This window comes from Sphingomonas sp. CFBP 13603, assembly GCF_014892665.1.
Lineage (GTDB): Bacteria > Pseudomonadota > Alphaproteobacteria > Sphingomonadales > Sphingomonadaceae > Sphingomonas.
The window spans coordinates 1-19,872 of sequence record NZ_JADBIA010000008.1 but is presented as its reverse complement, the minus strand read 5'-3'; the positions used below and the strand labels follow the sequence as shown (position 1 = coordinate 19,872).

Below are 19,872 nucleotides of genomic sequence, written 5' to 3'. Positions count from 1 at the left end.
TTGACCCAAAAAACGCCCGTGCTGATCTCGCGGCCGCATCAATATCTATCAACATCGAGCATAGCCAGCTAGAAAAGTTTGGTACCCGCTCGACGAAGCAATCGTCGGTGTCCACCCACGCATGGACAGACTGCGAGACGCTGACGTCCGGTCGGGCTTCGAGCTGACGGGCATGGTGCTCGATCATGTTGAGCTCGACCAAGTCGTGTGCCCCATCCATAATTTGGATCGGCTGGCGGTATGATCGGCAACGAAGTTTAAATTTCGACTACAATCTATGTTGGCGGGCTGTCGATAATAATGGAAACATGGATCACGGGCGAAGAAGACGCGGCCAATTTCACCCGTTGCGTTCGTCGAAGCATCGCCACTTATAAGCATGGCAAAATCTTGCCATGCCTGATGCGCCAGCGACTGCAACGTTCGCTCGATCAATTCCGCTTCGTAGTAGCAGGGCACACCCACCACCTGTACCGGATGAGCCAATATTAGCTCGGTCTTTCGATCTTGTCCTTCACTATTCCGTTCACGCAACTTTTTCCGGTGTCATCAACCACCGCATTGAATTTACGCACGTTGCAATATGACCTGATCCGCTTCCCTGGTATTCAATTACAGCTCTTTACAGCGTCGGCATAGCCTGACAACCGGTGTCGGTATGTCTTACCTGTCTCTTCGTAACAACCGTGCGCCTGTTATTCGTTAGCCCATTCCTTCCCACCGCTAATGGTGGACGTGCAATGCTGGCTCGGCTGCATCGGGATGTCTTGCATGACCTGCTCGGCAGGGGCTTTGTCGATCTGGCGCTCCACCCTGAAAGTGCGCGGACATCGAACAGGCTTGCAGGCCATATCGACGGCGCCACGCAGTCAGGCATTGCAGCGGTCGTCGCGGCGCTCGATTCGCATGGTGCCGATACGTTGTGGCTCGACGGATCCAATCTCGGCCGGATCGCTCAAGCCGTGAAACGCGCCCGGCCGCAGGTCCGCATCCTGACCTTCTTCCACAACGTCGAGGCACGCTTCTTTCTCGGTGCACTACGCCGCGCACGAAACCTGCGAGCGGCAGGCGTATTGATCGGCAATTACGTCGCAGAGCGGATGGCGATACGCCACAGCACCGAGGTAATCGTACTGAGCGACCGCGATGGCGGCGGTCTCGAGCGGCTGTATGGGCGTCGTGCCGATCACATCCTGCCAATGGCGTTACGCGACCAGCTAGGCATACGCATACCCTCGACACAGGATCAGCTGGCGACACAGGATCAGCCGGCTACACAGGATCAACTGGCCGCCCCGGACGCGCCACTGCTCTTCGTCGGCGGATCCTTCTACGCGAACCAAGCGGGGATCGCGTGGTTCGCCAACGCAGTCGCCCCTCGTATTAAAATCCGGACGGATGTCGTCGGCCAGGGCATGGACGCGATGCGCGACACTCTCGAACGTGCACCCGACATGCGCGTTATCGGCGCGGTCGATAGTCTCGAACCGCTGTATCGCGATGCTCGGCTGGTGATCGCGCCGATCTTCGATGGCTCGGGCATGAAGACCAAGGTCGCCGAGGCGTTGATGTTCGGCAAACGCGTCGTCGGCACGCCGGAGGCCTTTTCGGGCTATGCGCATGACGTCGTCGCCGCGAACTGGTGCTGCTCCGACGCAGCCGAGTTCGTTGCCGCCATTGCCGAAGCGCGAGCCCTGCCGCTGCGATCTTACGATGCGGCGACGCGCCTGCTATACGAGCGCGATCACTCGCCCAGTGCGACAGCCGTGCGACTTGCGCGCATTCTGGACGTCAAGACACCATGAACATTAGCGGGAACGATCAGAAATTCAGGTGGGGTGCGTCGAATTGAAGATATGTGTCGTTACGCCGCGCTGGGCAATCGCCGGCGTGCCGCTCGCCCAGCGCCGCCTCGCACTGGCGCTGGCTGCGGAAGGTCATGATGTCGATCTCGTCATCGGCCGAAAGGATTCGGATCTGACGATCCCCGATACGCCAGGGGTTACGGTGGTGATCTGGAACGCTGCAGGCGTGCGGCACATGGTCTTGCCCCTGGTCCGCTATTTGAAGACGACCAAGCCAGCGGTGGTCTTCTCGGCGGAAGATCACCTCAACGGCGCCGTCCTGCTGGCTGCCTTGCTGGCGAGATCGAACGCGAAGATTACCGGATCGTCTCGGGTTCCGCCTTCCGACAGCTATTCGAACACGCCGTTCACCAAAGGCTGGTTCCGCAAGATCGCCATGACGATCATCAGTCGGCGTGCGGATGCACTCACCTGCGTTTCGCAGGACATGGTCACGGCCTATCGTGAATATTTTCCGGGCGGGCCGCACGAAGCGGTCTACAACATTATCGACGACGCCACCTCGCGCGCGCGCGCGGCCGAACCCGTAGAGCACACGTGGTTCGTCAAGCGCGACGTGCCGCTGGTCGTCAGTGCAGGAACGCTCACGGGCCGGAAAAACTTCAAGATGCTCGTCAATGTCCTCGGTGAGCTGAAACGGCGCGGGCGCTACGTACGGCTGGCGATCTTTGGCGAGGGCTATCGGCGCGAGGAGCTGGAAACGCTGATCGCGCATCATGGTATCGAAGATCGGACCTGGCTGCCAGGTCGCGTCGCCAATCCGCTGGCCTATTTCTCGCATGCGGACGTTCTGGCGCTGACATCCTATGCTGAGGGCTTGCCGAACGTCCTGGTCGAAGGAATGATCTCCGGGTGCACCCCGGTCGCCACAGATTGCCCCACGGGACCGCGGGAAGTCATCGAGGGAGGACGCGTCGGCCATCTCGTGGCAATCGACGATGTGATCGCGATGGCCGATGCCATCGAGCGCGCCCTCGAGTTCCCGGCCAGCAGCGCCGCGCTCGATCGGGCGACCGCACCGTTTCGGGAAAGGGTGATCCTCGCCCAACACTTCGCGTTGCTCGGGCTGGAACTGGAACCGGAGGAGAACCGGGATCAAGAACGATCTGCTCTGGTATAGTCGGCTCAGCGGTGGACGATCGGATCAGACCAGCATCGCGTAGCGGGCGGCAATCTGATCGGCCAACATATCGAACGTAAAATCGTGCAGCCGTGCCCGGCCGAACTGCACCTGTTTCCTGTGCTCGACAGGCTGTTGCCACAGCCGGTCGATAGCGTCGGCCGCAGCCAGCGCATCGTCGACCGGGAAATAGACCCCCTGCCCCGACGTCAGTTCGCGGAAGACCGCCGTGTCGGCCAGCACCATCGGCTTGTCCGTGGCCATGGCCTCGAGGATGGGTATGCCGAACCCCTCGTAGCGCGACGGAAACACCAGCATCTCGCATCCTGCATAGAGCGCACGTACCGCGGCATCGTCGGCGTGCTCGATGACCGTGACGAGGTCCTCCAGACCATGCTCGGCGATATGACTACGGATTGCCGCGCGATCGCCACCGTCGTTACCAACGATCGCTAGCGGACGGATCGCGCCGCGCGCACGCAACAACGCGACCGCATCAATCAGCAACGGCAGGTTCTTGCGCGCCTCTAGATGCCCAATGGTCAGAAGATAGGTCTCAGGCAGGGTGTAGCGCGCGCGTACCGCCGCCACGGCCTGTGCCGAAGGCCTCGCAAAGGACGCCGGATCGACGCCGTTATAAACGGTCGAGACATTTGCCGAAGGATAGAAAGTTCTGATCTCGTCCGCAACCGCGTCCGACACGGCAATCACATGATCGGCGCGCCGGAACGCGTCGTGGAGGACGAGACCGGACATCACGCGAGTGAGCAGCGGCGTATCGGCCAGGAGCGGGCGGAGGTCGTGGATAGTCAATATGGTAGGGCAATCGGGTGCGCGCACCAAGGGAAGATGGAACGCCTCGAACAGGTCCAGCCTGTCCTCACGCAAGCGATGACGCCAATAGTTGAATCCCGCTCGCACCCGCGCGAGCCGCCCGACGCTCGGTATCGGCGTGGCGCGTGCCGATACGTTGGGCGCGTCGCCGAACCAAGTCGCGATGCGCTGGTCGGACGGCTCGTACACGACGAACTCAATATCCGGGTTTTGCCTGATCAGCGCCCCGTATATTCCCAGAAAGCGCTGGTTGGCACCCGATGGTCGATCGTTGAAGCAGGTCGCATTGAGCCCAACGCGCATCGTCAGACCAAGACCAAGACGGCGCCCACAGGTCGCGTAGCTAGAAGCCACCGATTTACTCCGCGGCGGGCAACGGTCGTATCCAAGTGGTTACCTACCACGACCCGGGTCATCGGGCACACCGTCAATTGACAATACCCTTGTATACTCCACGCTGCAGCTTCTCATTGGCGAGGAAAAGGAAATTATTGTAATATCGCCCGGAACCGCTTTCGAAATTCGCGATGATCTGGTCCTTGGCAGGATCAAAGCCGGCAATCGGCTCAAGCACCGTCCCGCGTTGGAAATATCCTTGATATCCCAGCGATTCAATGCGCGCGAAAACGTCCCGTATGGGCTTTGACAAATGGCGTTGCTCGATTTCGATGAGCAACGCGGGCGACGACGCGGCAATAGTTTCCAGACTGCCTTCAATCACGCTCTGCTCATGGCCTTCGACGTCGATCTTGATGAGCACCGCGTCACGAAAGCCGAAACTGTCGAGCGTGCTGATCGGCACGGTCTCAAATCGCACGTCGGCACCCGTACCATGTTCGATCGACGCCGATGCATCATGCTCGACGCCATTCCCGTCGATCGGGATCGCCAGTTCGGCGGTCCCGTTGCTCGCGGACAATGCGACCGCGTGCACGCTTACCGAGCGTCGCCCTGCCGCCCAAGGGCGAAGCACGCGCAGGCAAACGGGATTGGGTTCGAAAACTTCGACGCGGGCGCCGAGCTGATCGAGGCGATAGGCATACGTGCCACGATTGCCGCCGACATCGATGACCCGGTCACCACGCGATACAAGCGCGGGCAGCAACATCATTTCCGGCTCAAGCTCCCTGCGGACGCGACCATAGAAATATTTGAACGGTACCTGCACGCTGGACGGCAACAAATCTCTGAAGACGCCTTTGATACCGCGCATATACATCACCCCCGAAAAACATATCGCGGGTTAGCGTAAACACCAGGATTTGAAAGCCCCGCGTACTCAAGCACCCGTACAACGCCACCGCCAGCACGGTCGCCATCGTATCGATCGCGCACATGACCGCACCGCCAGTTCAGCCGGAAAGGCAAAAGACCACTTCTCCTACGCGCGTCGTGCCGGCCGACGTCAATGATATCGTTCAATCTGCGATGCGATGGAGACCTTCTTCAGATGTACGTTTGCGCGGTGGAGGCCGGTTCCGGCGAACATGCTTCGGTAGATCAACGTCGCTGTCCCGGCGAATACCGATCCCTTGAACATCTTTCTCATTCTGTCCTTGAGCGCGCTTTGCCCCCTTCGCACGGACGATCCATCTTTCCACGCCTGGACATAGTCGCTTTGCTGGACGGATATAGATTCCGTATCGGCAAATTTTTCGGTGACGCACAAAATGTAAGTGGCGGACAACGAATTCGCCATCGCCCTCTGCCCACCACTGGGCGCCGTCACGGCGTACCATGACGATTCATTCATCAAGTCAGCAACGTAAACTATCGTATCCCTGAATCCGTTTCTTTCGGAGTAGAGAGAAAAAAACAATTCTGGCGAAATTTGATAAAATCCATGCCCGCACTCACTGTTTGACGGCAGAGAATGAATTATTCTACCACCTTTTTTGCACAGTTTTATAGCATTTTTAAAAGCCTGACCGATATCGAATATATGCTCGGACGTGCCAAAATCTATTACTGTATCGAACTGCTTTTTCAGCTTTATATCGTCGTTCAGATTTTCTATATAACTGGCGCCTTCATAATCGGAATTATCTATTGATGAAACCGATGAGGCACCCATCTTCTTCCTAATAAGATCGTCAGCATATTGGTAATCATCCAATACGGTATCCGATCCATATTCTTTTGCGACATCATATTTCGAAACATTCAAATCTTGGCGTGCAAACGTAATGACGTCTCCCAAGTCTCGGTTTTTGGCTACCATCGTTAGAAATTTGAGTTCGTGAAACGCAACACCCATGTTCTCATCCTCAGCTTCCATCGTCGATCGCGTGTCAACGACCAATCCAACGCGCCGACAAACTTAGCAGTCAGGGCAATTCCGCCAACCCTTCCTTAGCAAGTCTTTCTCGGTTCATCTGGACTTTCTCGACTCTATCCGCTCTGAACTCTCCGCTCCGACCACGTCAGGACGCGTATGCCGGGGCGGACAGGAGACAAAAGCGCATGTGTGGAATAGCCGGTTTCTGGAGCATGACGCGCTCGCTTACGGACGCCCGACCGATGGCTGACGCATTGACGCACCGTGGGCCCGACGATGGGGGCGCATGGTCGGATGCCGATGCCGGTATCGCCCTGTCGCATCGCCGCCTGTCGATCATCGATCTCTCGCCGGCCGGCGCGCAGCCGATGGCGTCGCCCGACGGGCGCTACATGATCGCCTTCAATGGCGAGATCTATAATCATCTCGACCTGCGCCGGGAGCTCGAGGCGACCGGAGCGATCGCGTGGCGCGGGCATTCGGATACCGAGACGCTGGTCCACGGTATCGCGCGCTGGGGCCTGGACGCGACACTGGAGCGCGCGGTCGGGATGTTCGCGATCGCGCTGTGGGATCGGCACGAACACACGCTGTCGCTGGCGCGCGACCGGATGGGCGAGAAGCCGCTCTTCTATGGCTGGAGCAAGGTCGGGCTCGTGTTCGGGTCCGAACTGAAGGCGCTGCGCGCGGCACCAGGTTTCGCCAACCCGGTCGATCCCGACGTGCTGTCGCTCTATTTGCGCTTCAACTACGTGCCCGCCCCCTGGTCGATCCTTCGACATGTCTACAAGGTGGAACCCGGCGTGATCGTGACGCTGCGTCGCGACGCGCTCGGCGCTCCGCCTGCATTGCCGCCAACCGCAGACGGTACATCGCCGCCCGGCGTTACATGTCGCCGGTACTGGTCGCTTGACGCAGTCGTTGCGGCGGGCGCCGATCCGGCGATGACCGAGAGCGAGGCGCTGTCCGGTCTCGAAGCGCGGCTGACCGAGGCGGTGAAGATCCAGACGGTCGCCGACGTGCCGGTCGGCGCGTTCCTGTCGGGCGGCGTCGATTCCTCGGCGATCGTCGCATTGATGCGCAACGTCACCAGCGCCGACGTGAAGACCTTCACGATCGGCTTTGCCGAAACCGGGTTCGACGAGGCACCGCATGCCCGCGCGGTCGCCGCGCATCTCGGCACCGATCACCACGAGATGTACGTGGGTGCCGAAGACGTGCGCGCGGTGATCCCCGATCTCGCGCGGATCTACGACGAGCCGTTTGCCGATTCCTCGCAGATCCCGACCGTTCTGCTCAGCCGGCTGACGCGGCAGTCGGTCACCGTCGCGCTGTCGGGCGATGGCGGCGACGAGTTGTTCTGCGGTTATAACCGCTACCTCGTGTCGCGCCGCTACTGGGATGCGGCCGCGCGCGTACCAGCGCCGCTACGGGCAGGCATCGGCAAGGCACTCACCCGGTTGTCGCCGGGGAGCTGGGACGCGCTGACCCGGCTCCCGGGGGTACCGCGCATCGGCATGCTCGGCGACAAAGTGCACAAGGTCGGCCGGATGCTGCAAACGCCGGTCGGGGTCGCCGACATCTACCGCGCCTCCAGCGAGGAATGGTCGGGCGCATTGCCGCTGACCTCCGACGTTCGCCTCGCCGCGTCGATCGATACCCCGCCCGTGCTCCGCGACGAGGCGGCCGAGCAGATGATGCACTGGGACATGCAGTCCTATCTACCCAACGACATCCTGACCAAGGTCGATCGCGCGGCGATGGCGGCGAGCCTGGAGACGCGCGTTCCGCTGCTCGACCACCGCGTCGTCGAACAGGCGTGGCGCACCCCGCTCGCGTTCAAGGTCCGTGACGGCCAAGGCAAATGGGCGCTGCGCCAGATCCTGTATCGCTATGTCCCCAAGGCGCTGATCGAGCGACCCAAGGCGGGGTTCGCGATCCCGATCGGCGCATGGCTGCGCGGACCGCTGCGCGACTGGGCGGACTCGCTCCTGTCGGCCGACGCGCTTGCCGAGCAGCCGACGCTCGACGTCGCCGCGATCCGCGCGCGGTGGGCCGAACACCTCGCCGGCACGCACGATCGGACCGGATCGCTTTGGGCCGTGCTGATGTTCCAGGCCTGGGCCCGCGAGTGGCACGCGCGCTGATCTCCCCGCGACAATCCCCGCTCGTCCCGTCGTTGCCGTTTGCGGGGCGGCACCCTAGAGCCATCTCGAATTTCCAGGAGTGACCGCATGCGCGTTCTCGTTACCGGCGCGGCCGGGTTCATCGGCTTCAACGTCAGCCGCCATCTGCTCGCCCGCGGCGATACGGTGCTCGGCATCGACAGTCTTAATGAGTATTACGACGTCACGCTGAAGCATGCACGGCTGGCCGAACTGGGCAAGCTGGGAGATGGCTTTGCGTTCAAGCAGGTCGACTTCTCCGATCACGTCGCGCTTGAGGCTGCGCTCGACGGTGAACGCTTCGACCGCATCGTCCATCTCGGCGCGCAGGCCGGCGTGCGCTATTCGATCGAGAACCCGCGCGCCTATCTGCAGGCCAATCTCGCCGGGCATCTTAACATGATCGAGATCGCCCGCCACCGGAAGGTCGAGCATATGGTCTATGCCTCTTCCTCCTCGGTCTATGGCGGCAACGACACGCTGCCGTTCCGCGTCGAGGATCGTGTCGACCAGCCGCTGTCGCTCTATGCCGCCACCAAGAAGGCGGATGAGCTGATGAGCGAGACCTACGCCCATCTGTACCGTATCCCGCTGACCGGGCTGCGCTTCTTCACCGTCTATGGCCCCTGGGGCCGTCCCGACATGGCGATGTGGCTGTTTACCAAGGCGATCTTCGAAGGTCGCCCGATCGACGTGTTCGGCGAGGGCCGGATGCGCCGCGACTTCACCTATATCGACGACATTGTCGCCGGCATCGTCGCCTGCGTGGACAATCCGCCGGTCGACGATCGCACGGTCAAGGCAGGCGGCAGCGTCAGCCCGCACCGCATCTACAATATCGGCAACAGCCGTTCGGAAGATCTCGGCGAGATGATCTCGCTGATCGAGCAGGCTTGCGGCCGTCCCGCCGAGCGCCGCCTGCTACCTATGCAGCCGGGCGACGTGCGCGATACCTTTGCCGACATCAGCGCGATCCAGCGCGACCTGGGCTTCGAACCCCGCACCACCATCGCCGAGGGCGTGCCGCGTTTCGTACAATGGTATCGCGAGTACCACGGACTCTGAGCGGTGCGGATGGGCAGAATCGATTGCCATAACTTTCGCCCGAATACTGTCGACCTGGCGACACGGCGAAAAGATTTATCTCGGCGGAGACGGATGGGAACTTGATCACGAAGGTACGAGATCGGGATTTTACGTGTCAAAGATTCCTGACACCGTGATGCCACGATGATTTTACGTGACAACGCAACCTATTCCGGTTTATGCCGTTCGGAATATTAGGTTCTTCTGAATCCTAAAAGAGGATAATGGCGTGAAATTGAAGATGCTTTACACAGCCATGGCGGCGCTCTCGCTCGTCGCGGCGCCGACGATCGCAGCAGCAGCACCTATCGGTACGCCGCTGACCCAGCCCGCGACCGAGTCGGTCGATGGCGACAACGCGCTTGCTGGCGGTGGCTTCCTGATTGCCGCGCTTGCAGTCGTTGCAATCGGCGTCGGCATCTATGTCGCTGCAGATTCGGACGATTCGCCCAACAGCCCGTAAGCCATCTGGCCTTCGGTAGAGAAATGGCTCGGATGGTACGCCATTACGGGCCTTTTTCTTGTCGGCACGTTCGATCGCGCATGTCTCCGATCAACTTCAAACTCGCGGCAATGAGTTTTCTCGCGATCGTTGCAGCTGAACCGGCATATTGTCGGTCGCGCCCACAGACCTTGCCTGAGCATAGCACACCCGCTCTCGGGGCAGTCGCTACTGCCGCACCAGCCACGGCAATTCCCGGCCGCGAGGAGGATGCCCGCGTTGAGCAGTTCGCGTTCCGCCTTGCGGTTGCCGGTCGAGCGCGCTGCACGACGCTAGAGCCCAATCTTGGTCTCGTGCTTCAACATCTATCTCAATTCGAATTGAACGACCGGCCCGGCATGATTGCCGAACAGTCGCTCGATCGCGGGCCCGGCGTGATCGTGGTGGTGCCTGACGGTCCAGCGGACAGGGCTGGGATAAGTCCTGGAGACGTGCTGCTGGCAATCGACGGGCGCGCCCTGCCCCCCGATATGGCGCCTTACGCGCCGTTCGACGCGGCACTTGCCCATGCGCGAGTAGATACCATTCAAGATCTGCTGGCGGGTGTCGAAACGCACCGCTTCGCGATCTCACTGCTACGCGGGAATATGGTATCGATCGTCAACGTGGCACCCCTGCCCGCTTGCCCGACACATGTTCATCTCGCACGCTCGAACCAGCGCAACGCCTATGCCGACGGACGTCATGTCTTCCTCACCACCGGTCTGCTGTCGCGACTTCGGAATGACGATGAACTGGCGTTCGTCATTGCGCATGAGATGGCACACAACATCCTGCATCATGCGACGATCATGCGGGGTGGCAATGTGAAGCATGGCCTGGGGCGCACGCTGGGACGAAGCGGCTGGATCGTGCGCGAGACGGAGCGCGAAGCAGACGCGCTTGGGGGCGAACTGATGATCGACGCCGGCTTCGATCACGTCAGTGGGGTCGCGATGCTTGAGCGCGTCAGCGGGGGTGATCTGGGGATCGACCTGTTCGCCGCACATAATTCCGCGGGCAAGCGCATCGCCGCTATGCACGCGCTGGCCGATGCCCGAAACACCCAATGAACCAGCGCGATTTCTATCAAGTCCTAGGCGTCACGCGAGACGCATCGTCCACCGATATCCGCGCTGCCTTCGTACGGCTTGCCAAGCACCACCATCCGGATCACGCACGCCGCGCAGGTGAACTGCCCGGACGCTTGCAGGAGGTACAGCAAGCGTATCGTTGCCTGTCCGACGACACCGCACGCACGGCGCATGATCGTGCTCTCCACGAAAGCGAACGGCTTCACTTCGCACGCCAACGAAGCTTGCAGCATCGCCTCCGACGCTATGACGGGCGCCATCCCCATCCACAGCCTCGACCCCAGCCCCATCAGCCACACCTCCATCTCGATCCTCACGCCCGTTTTTGGCGCAAGATTTGCTGGCGATTGCTCCTAATTGCAACCACGAGCGCAGTGATCGTCGCGCGCGCCCTCAACCTGGTCGGCTGACTATTTTGCGCCGAAACCGGTAAACATGATCCCCACGGTACGGATCGCAATCAGCAGATCGAGCCATGACGAAAAGAATTTGATGTAATAGAAATCATAGTGAAGCTTGACATGAACGGCGTCGAGCCCCGCCACATGACCTTGGTTGACCTGTGCCCACCCTGTGATCCCGGGCCGCACGATATGCCGATAGGCGTAAAAGGGCAGCTCGCTCTCGTACCAAGTCGACAGCGTCACCGCTTCCGGTCGCGGCCCGATCCAGCTCATCTCGCCGCGCAGGATGTTGATGATCTGCGGCAGTTCGTCGATCCGCGACCGGCGCAGAAAGCGTCCGATATCGGTGATGCGATCATCGGCGTCGCGCGTCATCGCCGAGTGACGCGCTGCAGCGTCATCGGTGGTCGTCGCCTGCTCCACCATCGTTCGGAACTTGATCATGTCGAAGGGTATGCCGCGATAGCCCATCCGGTGCTGGCGGAACAGAATCGGCCCAGGCGAGCTTGCCCGCACCAGAAGCGCAACGATGGTCAACGGCAGCACCAGGATGGGCAACAGCACGATGCTCACGACAATGTCGATCGTTCGCTTGACGCCGCGATAGCCGAGCGCCGGCAACAACGACCCGAAGCTGTTCTCCGACAGGTGCTCGATCTGGACGCGCCCCGTCAGCGATTCACGCAGTTGCTTGGTATGATAGACAGGTATCCCCGCGAGCGCTGCCTGCGCCAGCATCCGCTCCCATTCGGGCGAATGGTCCGAGCGCAGATCGACGACGATCGAGGCGTTGGGATCGTCCGGGACGATGGGCTCGACCATCCTGACCCAATCGACGTCGGGGGCGTCATCGACGATGCCGGTCTTGCCGGCAGGGACATAATACATGCACCGCGGCACTGCACGCTGGTTGAAATAGCCTAGCAGGAACGTCACGCCCACCGATGCAAGATAGCCCGCCAGCAGCATCGAGCCGCTATAGCTGACGCGCGACACCAGCAGCGCAGCCGCGGCAACACCGAAGGTCGTGGAGAAGGCAGGCAAGATGAACCCGAACGCGCGGGCGCCTGGGTAGACCGTCACGCGGCGAAAGACGAACAACGCCGCGATCGCAGCGATCAACGAGGTAAGTTGCGTGTTTACAGTACTTGCGAGATTTAGAGTGAGGGTATCCGACGCTATCAAGGGCGAGACCAGCGGCACAAAATACGATGCCAGCGCCACCATTAGCAGTGGCTTCACTAATCGAACTTCCGTTTGGCCCGCTCGCGTCGATCTCACATGATCACTTCGTAACAACAGACGCCATCCCATACTCAGCCCCCCGGCTCAAGCCATCTTTTCGTCAGGAGCTGAGGTTCTGCCAGCTTACGTGTCGAGTGTACCCGCGAACTATGCCGGACACTGCCCGGGATCAACCCGTGGTATTTACAATTATTGCGTCATATTAGGCAACGATCTCCTGTTGACGTGACCTGCTCCAAAAATCATGCCGTTGGTAAGTTAGTTTAACTCGTCAGATGGAGACGAGTGATGCGGTGAGGCCGATTTACCGAGGATCAGGTCATCGGGGGGCTGTGCGAGAATGAGGCTGGCATAAAGACGTCCGACCAGTGCTCAAGCATGGGATCAGCGATGCGACGTTTTACAACTGGGAGTCGAGGTACGGCGGGATGACAGTGTCGGAGGTGGCGCGATTGCGAACGCTAAAGGATGAGAACCAACAGCTGAAGAAGCTGTTGGCGGGGTCGATGCTATATGTATCGGCGCTACGATGCCGATAGCTTGCGCCGTTCTTTCCGCGGGGCAGGCGCTATCCCCGTCATTTCTGGACGCTGCAACCGGAAGCGAACCATTCGCTACGACAAACAACGATACTGCGGCCGCCACCTCATCGTGAACGCCTCTGCCACCTGAAAGATTTCCGCCACGTAGCTACTCGTCACGACAAGCTCGCTGCCAACTTCCTCTCAGCCGTAGCCCTCGCAACGGCTGTCGCCTTCTGGCTGTGAATAAGTCCGAGCCCTAGTATCTGGCTCCGGGCTGGCAAGAAATCAGCGTAGATACGACCGAGTAAACGCATTTGACGAATTCGTACCACCGTCAGCGCCGCTCGAAGCGACCTGTTGAATCACAACCACCGATTATCGACATGTGGCGGGTCCGACATGTCGACAAAGAGGCGTGGAATTGCCTAACCGGCGCCACGCCGGATGTTAGTCGATTTGCTTCACAAGGGTGGGTGAATTTCTACTCGAAAGCACGAACCGGGGGGGCGTAACGAGCCTTCTGCCCCTTGTAGCAGGAGATAGGATGCCAAAAGTTCGTGCTTTCGAGTAGGAATGCGGGATGACCAGACCGCCCACCATAAAGCGCACCAAGGACGGCAAAACGACGCCGTCCAGGATTCCCCAAGGCGAGCTCTTCCTGCTCGACAGTCCCTTGTACGGCGAGATCCGCGGCGAGCGATCGCTAATGGCCTTCCCGTTCTTCGCACTCAGCAAGAATGCGTGGATGAGGCCGCTCTCCTATCAGACCGATACCGTGACGATCGAGGTGCGCCCGAGCGCCAGTGGCGTGGCGACGATCTACGACAAGGAGATCGTGCTCTACATTGCCAGCCTCATGGCCGCCAAGCTCGAGGCGGGCGAGGATGTCGCGCAGGATTTCGTGTTTACCGCGCACGATCTGTTCAGCGTGACCGGCAGCAATCACAGCGCACGCTCCTACGGCCGGCTGTCGGAGGCGCTGGAGCGGCTGCAGGGCACGCAGATCAAGACCAATATCGAGGCTGGTGGCGAAGGCGAGGAAGGCTTTTTCTCATGGTTGTCAGAGGCAAAGCTGCATTATAACAAGACGCGTGCCGGCGAACGGCGGTTGAAGGCGGTCAAGGTACGGCTCTGCGACTGGCTGTTTCGGGCGATCCTGCTCGATAGGCATGTGCTCGACTATGCCGCGGCATATTTTCAACTGGGTCCGATCGAACGGCGGATCTACGAAGTCGCCCGTTCGACCGGTGATGGCGACGGGTTCGAGATCGACCTCGCGACCTTCCGCCTGCAAATCGGCTATCAGAATCCGCTCGCAAACTTCCGTGCGGCATTGCGACAGATTGCCGGTGCCGACACGATTCCGGATTACCGGCTCGAGCTGATCGAGACCGTCAGCGACCCCGATGCGGTCGTCGACACCGTCAAGCGCGGCCGCAAGAGCAACCCGGTCAAGGTCGTGATTACCCGGCGTCCGGCGCTGCTTGCCGAGAGCCCGCCGATCGGTCCGCCGACGGAAACGGCGCGCGAGGTCGTCCGTGAATCCCTGCGCGACTCGATTTCCGAATCACGCCGCGACTCAAATTTGCCCGATTCGAACGAGGCACCATGAATTCATACTCGAAAGCACGAATTTACATCGGAATTGATATCCGAAAGCACGAACATGCACAGCAATTCATACTCGAAAGCACGAATGAATGAGTGAATTGATACTCGAAAGCACGAACTTTCGACGCAAAAACTTAAAGTAATTCGTATTTGATACTCGAAAGCACGAACCGTAGGTGCTTTCGCTCCCCAGAATTTGCTGCAAAAAATAGGGAATGTCGGCGCTGATGCTGGCACGACCGAAGATGGAGCGGCTGTGACCCCATAAAGGAAAGCCCGGCACGAGGCCGGGCATCCCAAGCTTAAATGGAGCGACGTCGCCAAACGTCGATCCGGGGTCACTGTCAGACCCCCTCCATATAGCCGGACACGAACTTCGGTTCAAGGATGCGCGTTTCGCGCCACGCCCCTTTTTGCCTTGGTCCCAGCCCCGACAAGGGGATGGAAGATGACGGTTTTTACCCTGGGCCAGGCGACCGCGAAGGCGCTCGGCAAGGCGGGCGTGAGCATGGCCGCGCCCACAGGCTCGCGTGGTGTGGCAGCCACCACCCGCCTAACCGCCCAGTCAGGCGCTGGACGCGCTCGCATGCCGCATCGGACTGGTGCGCTCGTGCTGCGCGACAGCATCGAAGCGGGAACGTTCGAAGAGCTGTTCTTCGCGGTACCGGCTAAGGGCGAGACCGATAAATTGCTGCGGATCGCTCGTCGGACGCTCGATGCAGGCCGCCAGCTGCGCCGCGAGGCCCGCGCCGGCGATCGCGTCCTGACCGCCGCCGAGCGCCGGATCGTCACGCTCACCGCAGCCGCTGTGCGGGTCTATGAGGAGATACTCACACTCGCCCGTCTCAATCGGGGACGTGTCTTCCCCAGTTACGACCATCTCTCCATGACGACGAGCCTGGGTCGGGCGACCATCGCTCGCGCGCTCCATATCCTTGAAGATATCGGTTTTCTCGTCCGTCAGCGCCGGTTCAAGCGCGTCGATGCGGACGGGCCGGGACCGCGCTATCGACAGACTTCCAACGCGTACCGCCCTACCCTGCCGCAGCGGGTGCTGGGCTTCATGCCACGCTGGATGCGTCCGGCCCCCCTGCCCGATGACGTGGTACAGCGAGAGATCGACCGCACCGGCGAGGTTGCGGCGATGGTTGCGGGGCTGTCGTGCCACGAGCTCGCCACAGCGATGGTCGGCGGGCAATTGGGCAAAATGCTTGCCAAGCTGGGCGCGGGTATCGATCGTCTCGAGCGCGAGTCTCAAAACAATCCGCAACCACTACCAAATTAATATAATTACTTTACTATCGAGCCGACCTAACCGGTCAGCGCACCAGCCTGACGACACCGGAAGTGACAAACGAACACGATCCAACGAATCGCAAAAGGGCATTCCGAATGCCGGCTGCGCCGTCATATGCTCCCTAACTGGAGCAAGCGGCCGGCGATGCGTTTTATCCGACGCGACATCTACAGGTCGAACCGTCAACGGACGGGGCGGCTGGTTTGATGTCGTCTCATGCCATCAAGCCTCTCTCGGCTGTTGCCTCGTCACTATGTAGGGTCAGAACTCATTGGTGTGAGACGTGCAATCTGATGGGGTGGACGCCCCCCGACTGCATCGATGTGCAATAGTGGAGGTGTTGAGCACCACTGAGGGAGGCGTACGTGACAGAGGTTACCACAATCGGTCTTGATATCGCTAAGCAGGTTTTTCACGCGCATGGTGCCGACGCGGCCGGCCGGGCGATGTTCAGCCGCAGGATCACGCCGTGGCAAGTTCCTCAACTTTTTTAGAGCGCAGCCACGCTGTCTGGTGGCACTGGAGGCATGTGGCGGCGCGCATCACTGGGCGCGCGAACTGACGGCGATGGGCCATGAGGTGCGCTTGATCCCGCCAGCGTACGTGAAACCGTATGTGAAGCGACATAGAAACGATGCGGTGGATGCTGAGGCGATTTGCGAGGCTGCTCAGCGACCGAGCATCAGGTTCGTGGCGGTGAAGACCGAGGCACAGCAGGCGGCCGCGCTGGTGTTCCGCACGCGCGATCTCGCAGTGAAGCAGCGCACTCAGCTCGGGAACGCGCTTCGCGGACATCTGGCTGAATATGGCTGGGTCGCTCCGAAGGGTGCCGCCCACCTCGCGATGCTGGCGGATCTGCTCGATGACGGAAAGATCGGGGAAACGCTGCCCGAGGCGGCGCGACCGATGTTCGCAATGATGGTCGACATGTTGGCCGAACTCGACAAGCGAATAGCGGTCCTCGACAAGGAGATTGCGCGTCGTGCTCGCGAGGACGAGGTAGCGCGCCGGCTGATGACCATTCCCGGCATTGGTCCGATTACCGCCACGGCCATTGCGGCGATAGCTCCTCCCGCTGAAACCTTCGCCAAGGGGCGCGACTTCGCCACCTGGTTGGGGTTAGTGCCAAAACAGATGTCGACCGGTGGCAAGCAGAAGCTCGGCGCGATCTCGCGCATGGGAGAACGAACGCTGCGGCGTCTGCTCATCATCGGTAGCGGCGCGGTTGTGCTTCAGGCGAGCAAGCGCGGAGCACCGGCGGGCTCATGGCTCGAAAGCATGCTCGCGCGAAAACCGCGTATGCTGGTTACGGTCGCGCTCGCCAACAAGATGGCGCGCACCGTTTGGGCATTGCTGATCAAGCAAGAGGATTACAGAGCTCCGGTCGCGGCTGCGGCGTAAGCCAAGGCGGGCTAGAGGCGTCGGAGGGCGCAGTCGGACGAAGGAAGGTATGGCACAACAGTCGGCGAGACGGGGCCGGAAGAACCAGACTGAATCAGTGTGCTTCGAGCACGTTAATCTGATGTGGTTCCGGTCCGCGAACTCCCATACGGATTAGCGGCTTACGCTGCATTACAGGCCGGACAGATGGCAGCATCCGACTACGTGTCAGAACTTCCAAACTCCGCTTGCAACCGAAGGGGCGTCCACAGATGATTCAGGCTCCGTGAGGGGACTGAGGATGAGCGACCTGTACGGGTTGGCGGAGGAGCAGATGGCGCGCCTGCGGCCATATTTCCCAACGAGCCATGGCAAGCCGTGAATTGACGACCGGCGGGTATTGAGCGGCATCGTTTTCGTGAACCGCAATGGCTGCGCTAGCGTGATGCACCCAGCACTACGGCCAGCAAAAGCCTGTCCTGAGCCTGTCGAAGGGCCGCTCTACAATCGCTGAAAACGGTGGGGCGTGACGGGTGGCGGATTCGCGCGCTCTCGCCCGCGGCGAGAGCGGCGGCTAGCTGGTGTTGACGTGCGAGGCGATGCTTACCGGGCGCTCGCCGCGCTGACCGTCCAGGAGCGGTCGAACAGCGGCGACGTCCAGCTGACGTGGGACGGCAGCTACGAGATCGAGGACGCCCAACTCGGGCTAAAGGGGGCGCTACTCGCCTACTTCGACCGTGCGCTCGAGACCGAAATCTCCGCGCGCATCATGGCCCGGGGGATGTCCGAGAATTGGTTCGCTGGCGATAAGGTCGGGCGGCATAAGTTCGCACGCTACGTGCCTGCCAGGGCGTCGCAACCTCGCAGCAGTTCACCTCGGCGCGACGGATCATCAACGGGATTGATCGCGCCGAAAAAGTGGTAGGGTTGGCGATGTCGTTTCAGGAGGCGCTAATCGCGGGAGGCTGGCTATGAATCAGTGCGCGCGGCATCGACCGAAGGGCGGTCATTCCGCCGCTCCCGATGAGCTACGGGCGCCGATGTCAGTGTAAGAGGCTCAAAGCCATTCCCATTGAAGAGATATACTTGGGACGCGGACGATAACCCTATGTGGGGCGTCCAAACTTTCACATCGCTGCCAAACATAGTCACCCCCCACAGAGAACTTTTCCCTACGCTTTCGCCCGACAAATCGCGCTGTCGTTTCTTTACCATCCATTGAAGTCGCGAACTGCGCGAACTGCGCCTTTGCCTGACCGGCCCAAACGCCCCCGCCTGAGGATCAGGCAGAATCTTCGAAAAGATCGCTATGAACAAATTGCTGTCCACGGCGCTATGCGCGCCGTCGATGCTCGCCAGCTGCGCGACGATCTCGACCGGGCAAGCTGCGCATATCGGATCCGCGATCGATCGAGCTCAGGCCGCTTATGACCGGATCGCGTCGACGGCCGAACTCGTGCTTCCGTTCCTGTCTCGGGAACGCAGCGCGCGTGCGCTTGGCGACGTCGCTGGCGGAACGCGGTCTACTGGCAGCGCGGTATGCAGCAACGGCAGTGGAGCAACTGGCGGCGTTGAAGCAGGCAGAGGCCGTAACAGCCACAATCAAGGCGACGTCCGGGAGCTAATCTGGGATGCGTCGCGGCAGGGAGGCGCCCTGGGAAAGCTCAACCTGCCGCGACAACTAAGCGATAAATTAAACTAAAACGATATGCAATGTCGCGACGAATGCGTGTGACGAGCACGTTAAAGGACCACCCGTCGCGACTGATTCCATTAACGCGTAACTGTTGATTTTGTCGCAAGAAAATCGTTTTGGCCAAGCATGTAAGCCGTCCACAGCCAGTTCGGGTGTTGGTGGCCAATCGTTATTACGACCCAATTTGTTTTATGGCCTTAACTGCCCGGTCAATTTGGCGGCAGGCTTCAACTGCCTGATCGTCGTTCAGGACGTCGCTTACGCCCCACACTGCAGGCCTGCGGGCTACCGATTTTAAAATCAAACGACCTTATGGCTCCACAGCAGAAGCATTGGTTCGCTTCATCTCCAGCGGCGTTCAAGCTTCGCAATTCCGCGATCGACCATTTCTATGGATTCGCGATTGTAAGATCGGTCGTCATCGTTTTCGGCAATTTTCAGGGCCCGAATTGCTCGTTCTCGGCACCCTCGAAGATAGTCGAAGCGCGCCCGATCGCAGGCAGGCAATCGTTCCCGTCGTTCCGCTGCGGCAGCGTGCCCCGGTGTCGGATATCGTGCATCAAATTTGGCGATATCCATCAGCCGACTAATTTCCCTGAACCGCTTTGAGCCTCACTCTTGATCATCACCGCATCGACGAGGGTCGGTGAGGCCAGGCCGACGGTCTAATTACTATGGCATAAATAAGCTTATTGTGCACTAATTGGACTCTGTTCCGGCTAGGGTCAGGACTCATTGGTCATAGCCAGAAGATGACAGTGGCCGCGAGCGCGACGGCAGAGAAGAAGACGG

17 protein-coding genes and 3 pseudogenes are annotated in these 19,872 nt (G+C 60.3%); 14 read left to right on the top strand and 6 right to left on the bottom strand.

The annotated features are described in order from the left end of the window. Window positions 1-183: 183 nt before the first annotated feature. The gene (locus tag IFR23_RS20630) at window positions 184-459 is read right to left on the bottom strand and encodes a glycosyltransferase family 2 protein (protein WP_446740909.1); all 276 of its coding nucleotides are present in this window, start codon (window positions 457-459) and stop codon (window positions 184-186) included. 308 nt (window positions 460-767) lie between these two features. Between IFR23_RS20630 and IFR23_RS13110 the strand changes: the two genes are divergently transcribed. Beyond that, window positions 768-1,805 (top strand): glycosyltransferase, encoded by a 1,038-nt coding sequence (locus IFR23_RS13110; protein ID WP_192976306.1) that lies wholly within the window; start codon window positions 768-770, stop codon window positions 1,803-1,805. A gap of 43 nt (window positions 1,806-1,848) precedes the next feature. After that, entirely contained in the window at window positions 1,849-2,985 is a 1,137-nt protein-coding gene (locus IFR23_RS13105) for a glycosyltransferase (RefSeq protein WP_192976305.1), read from the top strand. Between the two features lie 24 nt (window positions 2,986-3,009). Here the strand turns inward: IFR23_RS13105 and IFR23_RS13100 are convergent, their stop codons facing one another. From IFR23_RS13100 to IFR23_RS13090, 3 genes are all read right to left on the bottom strand, one after another. Next, window positions 3,010-4,122 carry a glycosyltransferase family 4 protein gene (locus IFR23_RS13100; protein ID WP_192976304.1) on the bottom strand — a complete coding sequence of 371 codons (1,113 nt, stop codon included), beginning with the start codon at window positions 4,120-4,122 and terminating at the stop codon, window positions 3,010-3,012. Window positions 4,123-4,246: 124 nt separating this feature from the next. Further along, window positions 4,247-5,032, bottom strand: a complete 786-nt coding sequence (locus IFR23_RS13095) for an FkbM family methyltransferase (protein WP_192976303.1) — start codon at window positions 5,030-5,032, stop codon at window positions 4,247-4,249. Window positions 5,033-5,224: 192 nt separating this feature from the next. Beyond that, on the bottom strand, window positions 5,225-6,076 hold the full coding sequence (locus IFR23_RS13090; RefSeq protein ID WP_192976302.1) for a class I SAM-dependent methyltransferase: 852 nt from the start codon (window positions 6,074-6,076) through the stop codon (window positions 5,225-5,227). A 206-nt stretch (window positions 6,077-6,282) separates the two neighbouring features. Between IFR23_RS13090 and asnB the strand changes: the two genes are divergently transcribed. From asnB to IFR23_RS20625, 5 genes are all read left to right on the top strand, one after another. Next, window positions 6,283-8,244 (top strand): asparagine synthase (glutamine-hydrolyzing), encoded by a 1,962-nt coding sequence (gene asnB, locus IFR23_RS13085; protein ID WP_192976301.1) that lies wholly within the window; start codon window positions 6,283-6,285, stop codon window positions 8,242-8,244. Between the two features lie 87 nt (window positions 8,245-8,331). Next, on the top strand, window positions 8,332-9,327 hold the full coding sequence (locus tag IFR23_RS13080) for an SDR family NAD(P)-dependent oxidoreductase (protein WP_192976300.1): 996 nt from the start codon (window positions 8,332-8,334) through the stop codon (window positions 9,325-9,327). A 250-nt stretch (window positions 9,328-9,577) separates the two neighbouring features. Beyond that, complete coding sequence (locus tag IFR23_RS13075; protein WP_192976299.1) at window positions 9,578-9,811, top strand: hypothetical protein; 234 nt, start codon at window positions 9,578-9,580, stop codon at window positions 9,809-9,811. An 80-nt stretch (window positions 9,812-9,891) separates the two neighbouring features. Beyond that, entirely contained in the window at window positions 9,892-10,902 is a 1,011-nt protein-coding gene (locus IFR23_RS13070) for a M48 family metalloprotease (RefSeq protein ID WP_192976298.1), read from the top strand. After that, on the top strand, window positions 10,899-11,333 hold the full coding sequence (locus tag IFR23_RS20625) for a DnaJ domain-containing protein (protein ID WP_192976297.1): 435 nt from the start codon (window positions 10,899-10,901) through the stop codon (window positions 11,331-11,333). Before IFR23_RS13070 ends, IFR23_RS20625 begins: the two co-directional genes overlap by 4 nt. Here the strand turns inward: IFR23_RS20625 and IFR23_RS13060 are convergent, their stop codons facing one another. Continuing rightward, the gene (locus IFR23_RS13060) at window positions 11,334-12,641 is read right to left on the bottom strand and encodes a sugar transferase (protein ID WP_192976296.1); all 1,308 of its coding nucleotides are present in this window, start codon (window positions 12,639-12,641) and stop codon (window positions 11,334-11,336) included. Between the two features lie 252 nt (window positions 12,642-12,893). Here IFR23_RS13060 and IFR23_RS13055 point away from each other — a divergent pair. The 7 genes and pseudogenes from IFR23_RS13055 to IFR23_RS13025 form a co-directional block, all read left to right on the top strand. Then, window positions 12,894-13,102: pseudogene (locus tag IFR23_RS13055) on the top strand (transposase); the annotation flags it as partial. Window positions 13,103-13,676: 574 nt separating this feature from the next. Further along, complete coding sequence (locus IFR23_RS13050) at window positions 13,677-14,708, top strand: replication initiator protein A (protein WP_192976294.1); 1,032 nt, start codon at window positions 13,677-13,679, stop codon at window positions 14,706-14,708. 447 nt (window positions 14,709-15,155) lie between these two features. Continuing rightward, complete coding sequence (locus IFR23_RS13045) at window positions 15,156-15,992, top strand: helix-turn-helix domain-containing protein (protein ID WP_192976293.1); 837 nt, start codon at window positions 15,156-15,158, stop codon at window positions 15,990-15,992. A 377-nt stretch (window positions 15,993-16,369) separates the two neighbouring features. After that, window positions 16,370-17,405 (top strand): annotated as a pseudogene (locus tag IFR23_RS13040) (IS110 family transposase). Between the two features lie 280 nt (window positions 17,406-17,685). Continuing rightward, a pseudogene (locus tag IFR23_RS20620) lies at window positions 17,686-17,895 on the top strand (hypothetical protein); the annotation flags it as partial. A 78-nt stretch (window positions 17,896-17,973) separates the two neighbouring features. Next, window positions 17,974-18,309 (top strand): hypothetical protein, encoded by a 336-nt coding sequence (locus tag IFR23_RS13030; protein ID WP_192976292.1) that lies wholly within the window; start codon window positions 17,974-17,976, stop codon window positions 18,307-18,309. 384 nt (window positions 18,310-18,693) lie between these two features. Then, on the top strand, window positions 18,694-19,086 hold the full coding sequence (locus IFR23_RS13025; protein ID WP_192976291.1) for a hypothetical protein: 393 nt from the start codon (window positions 18,694-18,696) through the stop codon (window positions 19,084-19,086). 336 nt (window positions 19,087-19,422) lie between these two features. On the opposite strand, the gene IFR23_RS13020 is transcribed toward IFR23_RS13025, so the two are convergent. Then, window positions 19,423-19,659, bottom strand: a complete 237-nt coding sequence (locus IFR23_RS13020; RefSeq protein ID WP_192976290.1) for a hypothetical protein — start codon at window positions 19,657-19,659, stop codon at window positions 19,423-19,425. Window positions 19,660-19,872 lie beyond the last annotated feature (213 nt).

Coding starts and splice junctions, on each gene's coding strand:
- asnB (WP_192976301.1), top strand. CDS start 6,283: ATGTGTGGAATAGCCGGTTTCTGGAGCATGACGCGCTCGCTTACGGAC.
- IFR23_RS13100 (WP_192976304.1), bottom strand. CDS start 4,122: ATGCGCGTTGGGCTCAATGCGACCTGCTTCAACGATCGACCATCGGGT.
- IFR23_RS20625 (WP_192976297.1), top strand. CDS start 10,899: ATGAACCAGCGCGATTTCTATCAAGTCCTAGGCGTCACGCGAGACGCA.
- IFR23_RS13080 (WP_192976300.1), top strand. CDS start 8,332: ATGCGCGTTCTCGTTACCGGCGCGGCCGGGTTCATCGGCTTCAACGTC.
- IFR23_RS13070 (WP_192976298.1), top strand. CDS start 9,892: ATGTCTCCGATCAACTTCAAACTCGCGGCAATGAGTTTTCTCGCGATC.
- IFR23_RS13050 (WP_192976294.1), top strand. CDS start 13,677: ATGACCAGACCGCCCACCATAAAGCGCACCAAGGACGGCAAAACGACG.
- IFR23_RS13090 (WP_192976302.1), bottom strand. CDS start 6,076: ATGGGTGTTGCGTTTCACGAACTCAAATTTCTAACGATGGTAGCCAAA.
- IFR23_RS13020 (WP_192976290.1), bottom strand. CDS start 19,659: ATGGATATCGCCAAATTTGATGCACGATATCCGACACCGGGGCACGCT.
- IFR23_RS13095 (WP_192976303.1), bottom strand. CDS start 5,032: ATGCGCGGTATCAAAGGCGTCTTCAGAGATTTGTTGCCGTCCAGCGTG.
- IFR23_RS13060 (WP_192976296.1), bottom strand. CDS start 12,641: ATGGGATGGCGTCTGTTGTTACGAAGTGATCATGTGAGATCGACGCGA.
- IFR23_RS13045 (WP_192976293.1), top strand. CDS start 15,156: ATGACGGTTTTTACCCTGGGCCAGGCGACCGCGAAGGCGCTCGGCAAG.
- IFR23_RS13025 (WP_192976291.1), top strand. CDS start 18,694: ATGAACAAATTGCTGTCCACGGCGCTATGCGCGCCGTCGATGCTCGCC.